8 protein-coding genes are annotated in these 14,606 nt (G+C 33.4%); all 8 read left to right on the top strand.

All coding sequences use genetic code 11. From position 1 onward, the window contains the following. The first annotated feature begins 238 nt into the window (after positions 1-238). The 8 genes from corA (at position 239) to J2W48_RS22300 (ending at position 14,604) form a co-directional block, all read left to right on the top strand. On the top strand, positions 239-1,312 hold the full coding sequence (gene corA / locus J2W48_RS22335; protein ID WP_310284335.1) for a magnesium/cobalt transporter CorA: 1,074 nt from the start codon (positions 239-241) through the stop codon (positions 1,310-1,312). 64 nt (positions 1,313-1,376) lie between these two features. Continuing rightward, the gene (gene pta, locus J2W48_RS22330) at positions 1,377-3,470 is read left to right on the top strand and encodes a phosphate acetyltransferase (RefSeq protein WP_310284334.1); all 2,094 of its coding nucleotides are present in this window, start codon (positions 1,377-1,379) and stop codon (positions 3,468-3,470) included. A 494-nt stretch (positions 3,471-3,964) separates the two neighbouring features. Further along, positions 3,965-5,161, top strand: coding sequence for an acetate/propionate family kinase (locus tag J2W48_RS22325; protein ID WP_310284333.1), 1,197 nt, complete (start codon positions 3,965-3,967; stop codon positions 5,159-5,161). 17 nt (positions 5,162-5,178) lie between these two features. Continuing rightward, positions 5,179-5,601, top strand: coding sequence for a DUF3995 domain-containing protein (locus J2W48_RS22320; RefSeq protein WP_310284331.1), 423 nt, complete (start codon positions 5,179-5,181; stop codon positions 5,599-5,601). Between the two features lie 102 nt (positions 5,602-5,703). Beyond that, positions 5,704-8,448, top strand: coding sequence for a histidine kinase (locus tag J2W48_RS22315; protein WP_310284329.1), 2,745 nt, complete (start codon positions 5,704-5,706; stop codon positions 8,446-8,448). A gap of 244 nt (positions 8,449-8,692) precedes the next feature. Then, positions 8,693-11,692, top strand: coding sequence for a SusC/RagA family TonB-linked outer membrane protein (locus tag J2W48_RS22310; protein WP_310284327.1), 3,000 nt, complete (start codon positions 8,693-8,695; stop codon positions 11,690-11,692). A gap of 4 nt (positions 11,693-11,696) precedes the next feature. Continuing rightward, positions 11,697-13,160: a RagB/SusD family nutrient uptake outer membrane protein gene (locus J2W48_RS22305; protein ID WP_310284326.1), complete on the top strand. Its 1,464-nt coding sequence runs from the start codon at positions 11,697-11,699 to the stop codon at positions 13,158-13,160. Between the two features lie 70 nt (positions 13,161-13,230). After that, complete coding sequence (locus tag J2W48_RS22300) at positions 13,231-14,604, top strand: glucoamylase family protein (protein ID WP_310284324.1); 1,374 nt, start codon at positions 13,231-13,233, stop codon at positions 14,602-14,604. Positions 14,605-14,606: the final 2 nt, after the last annotated feature.

Genomic DNA, 14,606 nt, shown 5'->3' with positions numbered 1-14,606 from the left:
GAAATAATAAAAGAAATAGTGGTAATCTGCGATGGGGACCCAAGCAAATCACCACTATTTAATACAACTTAGATAACTTCCGAACACCTATGTTTATAAAACCTGTCGGGTTTAAGTAAAAGTAAGTAAAATATTACAAATAATAAGTTTTTCATTAAAAGATTTACTTATCAAAATGACAATTGTCATTTCCAATTCAGATTCTTTTTTGTAATATTACTATTGTAAATTTTTTTGAATGAGAAAGATAAAATACAAGAAAGGCCGTAAGCTGCAACATGTCACATTAGAATATACAGGATCACAGAAAGAACAAGAATCTGAAATGCAGCTTTTTATATATGACAATGACAATGTTGTTGAATATGAAAAGTTTACAATCCTGGCATTAAATACTTGTATTAATTATACTAAAAATAATTGGCTGAACATTCACGGATTAAATGATATTAATCTAATAAAAACCATCGGGGTACATTTTCAATTAGATGATTTTTTATTGGCGGATATTTTAAACACGACTAAAAGAACCAAGCTTCAGGAGCAACAAGAACTCCTTTTTTTTAATATCAAATCGATTTTGCCTTCTGAAGAGGATTCGGAAGCAATTAAGGTTGAACAACTCAGTTTTATTCTAAAAGATGGAATCTTAATTTCATTTCAGGAAAAAAGAAGTGATTTTTTTACCCACATACGCGAGCGTTTACGAACTCATGCAGGAATTGTCAGAACAAGAAAAGTTGATTACCTGCTTTATTTATTATTGGATGCCGTAATGGAGAATTTCTACATTACAATTGAAAATGAAGAAAATAGAATAGAAGAGTTAATTAATTTAACTAAAAAAGGCGCAAACCCGGTTATTTTGGAAAAAATAGAAAATCACCGTGACAATCTTAATTTCTTGCGCCGTTCGATTATTCCGCTTCGGGATTCTTTATATGATTTAAAAAGCATAAAAGATGATAATATATTCAATTCGATAGAGGCAGATACTTTTAACTTTTTTACCCGATTGCACCAAAAAAGTTTGGAGCTCTTAGAGCAAATAGACTCTGATATGAGTTCTTTGGAGACCGCTTCTAACTTTTATTTTTCAGAACAAAGCCGGAAAATGAATGAGATTATGAAAACCCTGACGATCATTTCAGCAATATTTATTCCGTTGACATTTATTGTAGGGGTGTATGGAATGAACTTTGATTATATGCCGGAACTTCGCTCCAAAAACGGCTATTTTATTGTCATGGGGGGTATGTTTTTGTTGGTGATAGCCTTAATTATTTATTTCAAAAAAAGACGTTGGTTTTAACATTGGTTAGCGTATTAAAAAATATAATTCAAATACATTTGTTTTTAGATTCAAAATATAAAGTATGAGTAAAGCGATATACATAGCCACAAGCGATCAAAATAGCGGAAAATCAATTGTAACACTCGGTTTGATGAGTATTTTAATAGGTAAAACGGCAAAAGTGGGATATTTCAGGCCCATTGTAGAGGATTTTGTAGATGGAGAATTAGACAACCATATTGAAACGGTACTTTCGCATTTTAATCTTGATATCAAGTTTGAAGATGCCTATGCTATTACCAAAAGCAAATTAATCAAAAAGAAAAATAAAGGTAAAATAGGCGAGGTTTTGGATTTAATTATTGAGAAATATAAAAAACTCGAAGAACGGTTTGATTTTGTTTTGGTAGAGGGTACCAGCTTTACCGGTGAGGGAACTTCAATCGAGTTAGACCTGAATGTGCTAATTGCGAAAAACCTTGGAATTCCGACAATAATTATTGGATCAGGAGTAGGGAAGACCCTGGATGAATTAGTAGATAGTTTATATTTGGTTTACGATTCCTTTAAAGTAAAAGAGGTTGAAGTTTTATCGGTTTTTGCCAATAAAGTGCAGCCTGAAAATATAGACCTGGTTACACAGGGATTGCAAAAAAGTTTGCCTGCCAACGTTTTGGTTAATACAATTCCGTTGATTTCAAGTTTGAATAACCCGACAATGCAGGAAATTGTGAATGAATTAAATGCAAAAGTGTTATTTGGAGAAACATATCTTAATAATGAAATTGGTCATTTTAGCGTTGGTGCCATGCAGTTGCACAATTATTTGGTTCATTTGCATGATAACGCTTTGGTGATAACGCCCGGAGATCGTTCAGATATAATTTTGGGAGCTTTACAAGCCAATGAATCAGTTAATTATCCCACTATTTCAGGAATTATCCTAACCGGAAATATTATACCGGAAGAAAGTATTTTGAAATTGATTGAAGGACTTTCTGCCATTGTTCCGATTATTGCTGTTGATGGCGGAACGTATCATATTACCAACAGAATTGGTGCGATTAAATCAAAAATATACGCTAATAACATCCACAAAATTGAAACTTCAATTACAACATTCGAAAAATATGTTGATAATGATGCGTTATCCGAAAGATTAATCACTTTTGTACCTGAAGGAATGACACCGAAAATGTTCCAGTACAATATGGTCAAAAGAGCCAAACAGCATCGTAAACATATTGTTTTGCCGGAAGGAAATGATGATCGAATCATCACGGCTGCGTCAAGATTATTAGATATGGATGTGGTCGATATCTCGATAATTGGAGATAAGAAACAAATTGAAAATAAAGTTACAGAACTCGGAATTTCGTTTGATTTTTCGAAAGTAAACATCATTAATCCAATAGAATCTGAGTTTTATGAAGATTATGCCAATACGTATTATGAGCTTCGAAAAGCCAAAAATGTAAGTATTACAATGGCAAGGGATTTAATGGAAGACGTTTCGTATTTCGGAACTATGATGGTTTATAAAGGACATGCTGACGGAATGGTTTCCGGAGCGGCACACACCACACAGCACACTATTTTACCGGCATTGCAATTTATCAAAACCAAACCCAATTCTTCTGTAGTTTCATCCGTATTTTTTATGTGTCTGGAAGACAGGGTTTCTGTTTTTGGAGATTGTGCTATTAACCCAAATCCAACGGCTGAACAATTGGCTGAAATTGCGATTTCATCAGCAGATTCAAGTTCCGCTTTCGGAATTGAACCTAAAATTGCGATGCTTTCCTATTCATCAGGTTCATCCGGAAAAGGAGATGAGGTCGAGAAAGTAAGGGCAGCTACAGAAATTGTAAAACTAAAACGTCCCGATTTAAAGATTGAAGGGCCAATTCAGTATGATGCCGCAGTAGACCGGGCAGTAGGAAAAAGCAAAATGCCGGATTCTGAAGTGGCCGGGCAGGCAAGTGTACTTATTTTTCCTGATTTGAATACCGGAAATAATACGTATAAAGCCGTTCAGAGAGAAACTGGGGCTTTGGCCATTGGACCGATGCTGCAGGGATTGAACAAACCCGTAAATGATTTAAGCCGTGGCTGTACGGTTGATGATATTATCAATACAGTGGTTATTACAGCGATTCAGGCTCAGGGACTTTAGTCAATTAAAAATCTGGAATTAAAAATTAAAAGCCAATCTTTTGAATATTAAAAAAATATACAGTCACTTCTTTTATCTGAATACAGGTGCAAGAATAACTGGTAGTGAAACTATTGTGGTTTCGAGTTTTGAAGCATTTATTATAATGATAATATGTGCAGCTTTAAAGAAGTTGTTTCTTTCAAATATAGAAGTTGGTGTGAATCTTGTCTTTGCTTGCTTTTTCATAATTAATATGGTGTTATGGAATTATAATCAAAAACTATATAAAAGAGGAATCTTAAATTTTACTCAACAATGGAAAAAAAATCACCCAATAATAAATTTGTATTTAAAGTTTGTAATGTATATTTATATTTTCTGTTTTTTAAATATCTATTTATATTTTAAACTGTCTAAATTAAAATCCGTTTTTATCTGCGTTTTTGCTTAGCAAATCTGTTTCATCCGCGTTCAAATTAAAAACTGAGCCCCCTAGAAAACTATAAAAAAAAATGAAAATATTAATAATAAACTCAGGAAGTTCATCGATAAAATATCAATTAATGGTTATGCCGGAAAACGAAGTAATTTGTAGCGGTATGATTGACAGAATTGGTTTAGAAAGTTCTAATGTTACTTTTAAGGCGGCATCAAATTCATATGCGGAAGTATTGTCAATTGCAACCCATAAAATAGGTTTGCAAAAAGTGGCTAATATGCTTTTGGACCCACAAAAAGGAGTGATTGAATCGACTTCTGAAATTGCTGCTGTTGGACATCGGGTTGTACATGGAGGAAGCACTTTTACAGAAACGGTAAAAATTGATGACAAGGTAAAGGCAAAAATCAAACAGCTTTTTGAACTGGCTCCATTACATAATCCGGCTAATTTAGAAGGGATTAATGTTGCAGAAGAAATTTTTGATACTGCCGAACAAGTTGCTGTTTTTGATACGGCTTTTCATCAAACAATGCCCGAGGTGGCTTATAAATATGCTATTCCAAACAAATTATTGACAGAAAACAGAATTCGGGTCTACGGTTTTCATGGCACGAGCCATAAATATGTTTCAGAACAGGCGATTGATTATCTAAACACTTTAAAGCATCCAGTTCATAATATAATTACCATTCATTTAGGAAACGGTTGTAGTATGACCGCCATTAAAGATGGTAAAAGTATAGATCACTCTTTTGGATTCGGACCAACAAATGGTTTGATAATGGGAACCAGAGCCGGAGATGTTGACCAGTCGGTTATCTTTTATATGCAAAACTCATTGGGATTTACTTTAGATGAAATAAATAATATTCTTCAAAAACAAAGCGGGATGTTGGGGCTTACGGGCTACAGCGATTTACGTGATATTGAAGCACAGGCTGAAAAAGGAAATAAAGAGTGCCAATTGGCTTTGTTTATGAATGCCTATCGTATTAAAAAATTTATAGGTTCCTATACAGCAGCTTTAAATGGCTTAGATGCGATAGTTTTTACAGCCGGGATTGGTGAAAACTCATCGTATATGCGAAAATTGGTTTGTACTGATATGAGTTATTTCGGAATAGAATTGGATGAAGATAAAAACCAAATGCGTTCTAAAGAAAACAGAGCTATTAATACTCCTGATTCAAAAGTGAAAGTTTTGGTAGTACCAACTGATGAAGAATATGAAATTGCCAATCAGGCTTATCATTTGCTAAAGGGTTAATTTTAAAATATTATTTTATGATAATGATTACTTTACTACTTTTTTTAATTTTTTTATTTCTTTCATCAATTCATTTTTATTGGGCTATTGGTGGAAAATGGGGAACAGATGGTGTTTATCCTTCAAAAGCTGACGGAAGTCCTATGAGACCTCCTAGTATTGCGGCTACATTGATAGTTGCCGTAGGATTGTTAGCTTTTGCCCTTTTTTATTTGATTAAAGCGGGATTTATTTCAATAGAAATTCCTTTATGGCTTAATAAAAATGGCCTGTGGATTTTGACAGGAATATTTATTCTAAGAGCAATTGGGGATTTTAATTATCTGGGATTTTTCAAAAAAGTAAAAAACACTAAATTTGCTGTTAATGATACAAAATATTATGCTCCATTATGTTTGATAATTGGACTATTGACTTTGGTTTTACAATTGAATAGTTAAAAACAGTAATCTTAAAATATAAATTACTCCTTCAATCGAGGGAGTTTTTTATGCTCAAGATTTAAATATTTGTGAGTATATTTGAGTTTAAATCCGAATACTTTGAAATCGATACTTTTAAAATTATATTTTTTCTTTCTTATCGCTTCTCAAATTCAGGCACAAGAACTACTTCCTTTCGTTGAAAACTACAGCAAGTCAAATTATCAGGGTGATAATCAAATTTGGAATGTTGTTCAGGGAAATGACAACGCCATGTATTTTGCCAATAATCATTATTTACTGCGATATGACGGCGTTATATGGGAAAAATATACACTGCCTAATAAAACCATCATTAGGTCTATTATGATTGAAGGGGATAAAATTTACTCAGGATCTTATAAAGAGTTTGGTTATTGGTATAGGAAAGAAGGAAAAATGCATTATGTTTCGATTACCAAAAACCTGCGCTTATTTGATGAAAAAGATAATGAAGAAATCTGGAAAATTTTCAAATTTAACGGGTCAATTTATTTTCAGTCCTTTAACGATGTTTTTATTTATACTGGTAAACGTATCCAAAAAATCAACTTTCCTTTTTTAATATCGTATTGTTTTGTAGTCGGTAAAAACCTGTATGTCGCCTCTGTAGAAAAAGGGATTTTTAAGATGGATGGCGCCAGAATTACAAGTCCGAAGGGATGGAATGTTTTAAAAAATACTGTTGTTCATGCTATTGAAACACATCAGAATAAAGTATATGTTTTTACTCAGAAAAAAGGAATTTTTATTAAAGAAAACAACAGTCTGATAGCTTGGAATAATCCGTTAAATGAAACATTAAAGACAGCTACTATTAATGTTGCGAGGTTTACAAAAAATAACCAGCTGATTATTGGAACAGGAAATAAAGGTATTTATATTTTTGATCTGATTACAAATACTTACAAAAATATTGACCGGGATAATGTCCTGATGAATAACTCAATTTTAAGTATTGGTTTTGATAAAGAAAATGACATATGGCTGGGATTAGACAACGGTATTGCTCATGTTGAAGTAAATTCTCCAATCTCAATTTTTTATGATAATTCAGGGATTTTAGGTTCTGTGTATTCAGTTGCAACTACGAATAAAGGTTATCTTATAGCTTCCAACCATGGTGTTTTTGAATATGAATCAGGCAAATTTACAATGATTCCCAATACTCAGGGACAGGCATGGAATATTACTAAAATTGATAATAAATATATCATTGGTCACAACGATGGAACATTTTGTTACGATAAAGGCTCTTTTTATAAACTCAATAATGTAAGCGGTGGCTGGAATTTATCAAAAAGCAGTATTAACAATACGTGTTTTCAGTCGACTTACAGTGGAATTTTAGTATATGATGATATTTCAAAATTAAAAGAGCATAAGATAATTAAGGATATCTCAAAACCTATTAAATATGTAGCTCAAAATAAAAAAAATGAAATTTTTGCTGCCGATAATTATCGTGGTTTATACCGTGTCCTGTACAATGATAAATATGAAACGCTAAAAGTTGAGAATATTACACAACAAAGTAAAATTGAAAATGATTTTGGGGTTAAGATTTTCGAATTTAGAAAAGAAATCCTCTTTTTGATCAATAACTCCTGGTATACATATAATTCCATCACAAACAAACTGGAAGAGAACGATTTATTTAATGATAATTTTAAACGTATAACTGATGTAATAGCAATTGATGAAGATCATTTTATGGTGCTTCAGGACGGAATTTTACATCATATTTATGCTGTGGGAAATAAATTTGTATGGAATATTATTCAGAAAAAATATTATAAAGGAAAGCTGATTAACGATAACCTGAAAGTCTTTAAAAATGAGAACCATTATCTTTTAAATCTTGATGATGGATTTATTTCACTTGAATTAAAATATGAAAAAAAGGAAAACAAACAGATAAGGATTGAAGCTTTTAATAACAATAATTTGATTCTGGATGATTCTAAGATAAAGTTCAATACTGAATTGAAGCTGAATGTCATATCCGGAATTTACGGAGCGAAAAAGCCTAATTTATTTTATCAGCTTAATAAAACCCAAAAAATTATTCCAATTTCAGAGGGATTAATTCTATTGAATAATTTGAGCAGCGGTTATCATTCTGTTGTAATTTACAAACATGATGGTGCCAGTTATGATAAAGTTTCCAGTTTTGGTTTTACTGTTGCCCAGCCATGGTATTTTTCTGTTTGGATGATCTTATTATACTTTCTGTTAATAAGTACAATTTTGTTTTTTTATTATAAATGGAACAAGATACGGTACATTCAAAAATTAAGATTACAAGCAGAAGAACAGAAACATCAGCGGGAGATTCTTGAAATGGAGTTAAAAACCGAAAATGAGTTGAATATTCAGGAATATGAAAAACATATTCTGGAACTTGAGTTGCAAACTAAATCATCAGAAGTTGCCGGGAAGTCATTATCTATTGCGAAGCAGAGCGAAATGATTGAAAATATTCAAAATATTCTGGATTCTGAGAAAGATTTCAATAAGCTCAAAAGCGAAATAAAAAAAGCAATCAGGATCAATGAAGTCAATAAACATGAATGGGAGATTTTTGAAGCCAATCTAAATCAGATTCACAACGAATTTATAATCAGTCTTACTAAAAAGTTTCCAAACCTTACTCCTAAAGATATAAAACTTTGTATTTATCTTAAGATGAATCTTTCTTCAAAGGAAATTGCACCCATGATGAATATTTCATTTAGGGGTGTTGAATTGCATCGCTATCGGTTAAGAAAGAAACTAAACTTGTCTCAGGAAGATAATCTCTCTAAATTTTTGTTAAATATATAATTTGTCTTGTTAAATTTTATTGATATTTTATTTATTAACCGTCTTTTTTATATTATTCGAATACATCTTTACTACATCATAACATAATGCTAATGTTTTTTATTTAACATTTAATTTGTTGATTATAAGCGGATTAATTTTATTTTTTAACATAATGATGTAGCTGTGTCGTAGTGCATATTGTTATACTACAACGTTGTAATTGTTTAATTTGGCTCTACTAACTTAAACGATTAGAAACTGTATGAAAAATTTTATTTTTAGCTTTTTAGCACTATTACTGCTTCCCGCTTATATGTCGGGTCAGACAATTAAAGGAAAAGTAGTAGATAGTAGCGGAATGGGAATTCCGGGAGCAATTATTAGTGCGCCTGATTCTAAAGCAAGTACTGACGCAGATTTCGATGGAAACTTTACAATCAATGCCCAATCAGGAGAGACCTTAAAAGTTTCTATGTTAGGTTTTGATGCAGTCTCAGTTCCCGCAACTACCACACCAATGACAATTATTTTAAAAGAGTCTGATGATACTGCTTTAAAAGAAGTTGTTGTCATTGGGTATGGTACAAGAAAGAAAATTGATAACACTTCGTCTGTAAGTTCTATTAAGTCTGAAGAAATTACCAAAATGAAAGTATCGAACGCTTCTCAGGCTATACAAGGTAAAGCTGCAGGTGTTCAGGTTACTTCGTCAAATACACCTGGAGGTACTCCCTCGGTAGTGATTAGAGGAGTTGGTACGGCATTAGGAGGAAGAAATCCTTTATATGTAGTGGATGGTATGCCAACAGATAACATCAACAATATCAATACAAGTGATATTACTTCTTATGAGGTTTTAAAAGATGCTTCGGCGCTTGCGATCTATGGTACCAGAGGGGCAAATGGAGTTATCATGATTACAACTAAAACAGGAAAAGGAAAACTTACAGTGGACTTTGATAGTTACATGGGTTTCAAAAGCGCATTGAAAAAAGTTGATATGGCTAATAGTGAAGAATTTGCCCGCTATAGCAATGCGGCTTTTAATGATCCAAATAAATTTTCACTAAATCAGCCAATCAATACAAATTGGTATGATGAAATTACAAGAACGGGTACATATTCAGAAAGCAACATTTCGATTTCCGGATCATCAGAAAATATTAAATACTTTTTAAGTGCCGGAAATTATGAAGAAAAAGGGATCCTGAATGGAACTGATTATGGACGTACCACTATCAGAAGTAATAATGAATATAAAATTTCTGATAAATTAAATGTAAGCCAAAATTTTAGTGTTACTTCTATAAAAAACACCCCTAAACCTATGTCTGCATTTACAACAGCATACAGACAATCTCCAATGGTACCGGTGCGTTATCCTGACGGAAAGTATGGAGTTCCATTTGTAAATAATGGAGTAGTAGCTGAAAGCGGTTCTCAATTTAACTCAGTAGGAAATCCTGTAACAGCTTTAGATTATAATAATGAAAAACAGCAAACTGTTATTTTACAGGGTGGTTTAAAATTAGATTATGATATTTTAAAATCATTAAAGTTTACATCACAATTTAATGGAGAATTCTATACTTACAAACAGTATAATTATGTTGATAATTTAGCTCTTTGGCTGGCAGCAGATCCAACAAGAGTGGAGTCGGATTATGACAAAAGCAGTTTAAATACCAATACTTTAACCAGAAACAGAGAGCAATACTTCAATTGGAATCTGTCTAATTATTTTACATATAATAAAGTTTTTGACGAAATACATGATGTAGAAGTGACAGCAGGTATTGAAACAAACGTAATTGGTATTAGGGAAAAACTAACAGTAACGAGAAAAAATGTTGAGGCCAATTCTAATTATTGGGCATTAGACGGTGTTCCATATGCACCAAATGTAGTAGGATATAATGATGTAGCATTAAATCAGTCAAAATTATCGTCCTATTTTGGCCGTTTTCAATATAAATTAATGGATAAGTATTTGTTTACGGGTACTGTAAGACGTGACGGATCTTCACAATTTTCAGAAGATAATCGTTGGGGAACTTTTCCATCTTTTGGTGTTGGCTGGATAGCTTCAAAAGAAAGCTTTTTAAGTAATGTAAAAGCACTTAATTTATTAAAAATAAGAGGTTCCTGGGGTAGATTAGGAAATCAAAAAGTGCCACTTAATAATCAAACTTTTACTTCTGGTTTAAATTACGGACCGGATTCAAGTTCCGGAACAACAATTGATTCAACGGTCGACCCAAATTTATCATGGGAAATTGTTGAAGAACTTTCCGGAGGTTTTGATTTTGAAATGCTGGATAACAGATTAAAAGGATCTTTTGATTTGTATGATAAAAATACAACAAATGCCATTTTGTATGTTTTACCATTGTCAACTTCAGGTATTACTCAGAGAACGCCTTCACATGTTGGAGAAGTATCAAACAAAGGATATGAAATTGCATTACGTTGGGATGATAAAATAAACGATAACTTAAGTTATTGGGTAGGTGGTAATTTCTCGCATAATAAGAATGAATTAGCAAGTTTGAAAAATCAGGGAATTGCACCAATTGTTGGCGGATCACTAGGAAATGGCCAAAATACTAAATTACTTGACAGAACTTCGGTTGGTCAGCCAATAGGTAGTTTTTATATGTATGAATATGCAGGGATTGATCCAACAAACGGTCAGATGTTGTATTACACAGCAAATGGCGATAAGGTAGGCCAAGGGGCATTAAATGAGGTTAATGACAAAAAATATGTTGGTTCAGTATTACCAACTACCAACTATGGTGTTACTTTAGGACTGAACTATAAAAACATAGATTTTTCTGTTGATGGTTATGGAATAGGAGGAGCAAAAGTGTATAACGGTAAAAAAGCACAGCGTTTTTCAGGAGAAAATGTAGAAGCTTCTTTAGCTAATAATTTTTGGACTGCAACAAATACAACGGCTTCAAATCCTGCTCCGTTTAACCAGGTTCCGGTTGCTTCAACATATTACTTGGAATCAGCTGACTTCTTTAGAATTAATAACATCACTTTAGGATATAAACTTCCTTTAAGCGATACTGGTTTTATTAATTTCTGCAGAATTTACGTAAATGCTATTAACCCATTTATCTCTCAAAAATTCTCAGGATTTTCACCAGAAGCATTAGGAGATGGCGAATTAGTAACAGGTACTCAGGGTGTCGAGCTGGATGCTTACCCTTCATTGAGATCATTTGTTATTGGAGCTAATTTAAAATTTTAATATTATGAAAAGAATATATATATCAATGTTTGTGCTTGCCGGAATATTATTTTCAGGGTGTTCAGATGATTTTTTAGATGTTGATCAAACGGATAAAATTCCAGTTGATCCGGAATATGTTAACACAGATGCTAAGGCTACAGAATTAGTTACCGCAATCTATAATCAATTTTTATCGTGGGACATGTCCTCTTTTGCATGGAACGCTGTTACGAGTATAATTTCTGATGATGCCGATAAAGGTTCTGATCCTGGAGATACCGGAACAGATAAGGATGTCATGGATGCTTTAACTTATAATGCTTCCACTCCATCATTCGAAGGTGTCTGGAAAGCTAATTATGCGGGTATCAACAGAGCGAACCAGGCATTAAATTTATTGCCTCAACTGGATAAAATTACTCCGGCATTGCAAACCAGATTAATAGGAGAAGCAAAGTTTATGAGAGCTTTTATGTACTTTACATTGGTAAAAGGGTATGGAGGCGTTCCTATAGTAGATCATTTACCTGTAGAAGGCTCGGAGGAAGACAGGATTATGCAGTTAACGCGTAAAACAACAGCGGAAGTATACGCTTTTATAGAAAAAGATTTAACAGAGGCAGGTGAAGCGTTACCAGATAAATCTACTTATGCAGGCAATGATAGACAAAGAGTTTCTAAAGGCTCGGCTTACGCCTTATTAGCAAAGGTGAATCTGTATCAAAAAAAATGGCAGGAAGTGATTGACAACTGTGATAAAGTGACTGGTTATTCTTTAGTATCAGATTATGCATCAATGTTTAAAAAAGAAGGGGAATTTGGTCCTGAATCTATTTTTGAAATCAATGGCGTAGGTTCATCAACATCTGATCAAAAATTGGGAATTGGTAATTATACTGCTTCTCAGGCACCACGTGGTGCCGGTGGCTGGGGCTGGGGCTTCAATACACCATCACAAGGTTTAGCAGATACTTATGAATCTGGAGATGTTAGAAAAAATGCTACGATTATTTTTAGAGGTTCGACTTTATACGATGGCAGAGTAGTCGCTTCAACTGTAACTAATCCAATGTATAATTATAAGGCTTATTCATCAGATTTTTATAATCAGGAATTTACAGATACCAATCTTAGGTATTTAAGATATGCAGAAGTAGTATTAATGAAGGCAGAAGCTTTAAATGAATTAGGACAAACCGGAGCAGCTATTCCTCTATTAAACCAGGTCAGACATAGGGCAAACCTTGGCGATACTCCCGCTGTTTCTCAGGCTGATGTCAGAACTGCTATCTGGAAAGAAAGAAGGGTAGAATTAGCTTTTGAGCACGACAGATGGTTTGATATTATTAGAACCGGTCAGGCTCCTGCAGCAATGGCAGCTGATGGAAAAACATTTGTTGTTGGGAAACATGAGTTATTTCCAATTCCTACCTTTTTTATAAGAGAATCTGTTGGTTATTCTTCTCAAAATCCTGGTGGATATTAATTAAAACTTAAAGTCACTTCCTTCAGAATTGTGGAGGAAGTGATTATTATTCCATACTTAAATTTTTATAATGATTAGGATTATAGTTTTATTTTTAGTTTTTACTTTTTTCAGTTGTGGATCAAATACAGAGAAAGCAAAAGAAAATGCAGAAGAAAATACTTCTGGCGTTACATTAACGGATGAACAGCTTATTGATATTGTACAAAAACAAACTTTTAAATACTTCTGGGATTATGCAGAACCAAATTCCGGATTAGCAAGGGAACGTTATCATCCAGATGGAATTTATCCGGAAAATGATTCCAATATTGTTACAACGGGAGGTTCAGGTTTCGGATTAATGGCGCTTGTTTCTGGAATGTCGCAAGGCTATATTACAAAAGAACAAGGTCTAGAAAGACTGAACAAAATTGCTGATTTTCTCGCCAAAGCAGATCGTTTTCATGGTGCTTGGCCTCATTGGATTGACGGAAATACAGGAAAAGTAAAACCTTTTGGAACCAAAGATAATGGAGGTGACTTAGTCGAAACTTCATTTTTGGCTGCAGGAATGATTACAGTTCGTGAATACCTTAAAGGAGGTTCTGAAAGAGAAAAAGCCGTAGCTGAAAAATATGATGCTCTTTGGAAAGGGATTGACTGGCAATGGTACACTAACAATAAAAATGTCCTTTATTGGCATTGGTCGCCAACATACGACTGGCAGATGAATTTCGCTTTAGAAGGATATAATGAGTGTTTAATTACTTATGTATTAGCAGCTTCATCACCAACACATTCAATTGACGCAAAAGCGTATCACGAAGGCTGGGCCAGAAACGGTGATATTGTATCTTCTAATACAAAATACAATCTCCCCTTAATTTTAAAACACAATGGGGCTGAAGAATTTGGAGGACCTTTATTCTGGGCACATTATTCTTATGTTGGACTTGATCCAAATCAATTGAGTGATAAATACGCCAATTATTGGGATTTGAATGTGAATCAAACCAAAATCAATTATCAATATTGTGTCGAAAATCCAAAGAAAGTTGCAGGTTATGGATCAAATTATTGGGGTTTAACAGCCTCTTATTCCAGAAATCCTGATGGATCTATAGGATATAATGCGCACATGCCAAGCAATGATCAGGGTGTTATTTCGCCAACAGCAGCTATCAGCTCAGTTGTGTATACTCCAAAAGAATCTATTGCTTTAATGCGAAATCTTTATGAAAATCATAAAAATGAAACTTGGGGAAATGCCGGTTTTTATGATGCGATTAGTTTAGGGAATAATTGGACAGCAAAAAGATATCTGGCAATTGACCAGGGACCTGAAGTTGTAATGTTGGAGAATTATCGTACTGGTTTATTATGGAAATTATTTATGAATGCGCCAGAAGTAAAACAAGGCTTAACAAAACTTGGATTTAAATCAACGAAATACGGATTTTAGAA

This window comes from Flavobacterium piscis (assembly GCF_031457575.1).
GTDB lineage: Bacteria > Bacteroidota > Bacteroidia > Flavobacteriales > Flavobacteriaceae > Flavobacterium > Flavobacterium piscis_A.
Note: the sequence above shows the minus strand (reverse complement) of the source record. Positions and strands in the feature narration are given on the sequence as shown.

Bases quoted from the DNA above. Each gene is read 5' to 3' on its own strand.
- corA (WP_310284335.1), top strand. From the start codon at position 239: ATGAGAAAGATAAAATACAAGAAAGGCCGTAAGCTGCAACATGTCACA.
- pta (WP_310284334.1), top strand. From the start codon at position 1,377: ATGAGTAAAGCGATATACATAGCCACAAGCGATCAAAATAGCGGAAAA.
- J2W48_RS22325 (WP_310284333.1), top strand. From the start codon at position 3,965: ATGAAAATATTAATAATAAACTCAGGAAGTTCATCGATAAAATATCAA.
- J2W48_RS22320 (WP_310284331.1), top strand. From the start codon at position 5,179: ATGATAATGATTACTTTACTACTTTTTTTAATTTTTTTATTTCTTTCA.
- J2W48_RS22310 (WP_310284327.1), top strand. From the start codon at position 8,693: ATGAAAAATTTTATTTTTAGCTTTTTAGCACTATTACTGCTTCCCGCT.
- J2W48_RS22305 (WP_310284326.1), top strand. From the start codon at position 11,697: ATGAAAAGAATATATATATCAATGTTTGTGCTTGCCGGAATATTATTT.
- J2W48_RS22300 (WP_310284324.1), top strand. From the start codon at position 13,231: ATGATTAGGATTATAGTTTTATTTTTAGTTTTTACTTTTTTCAGTTGT.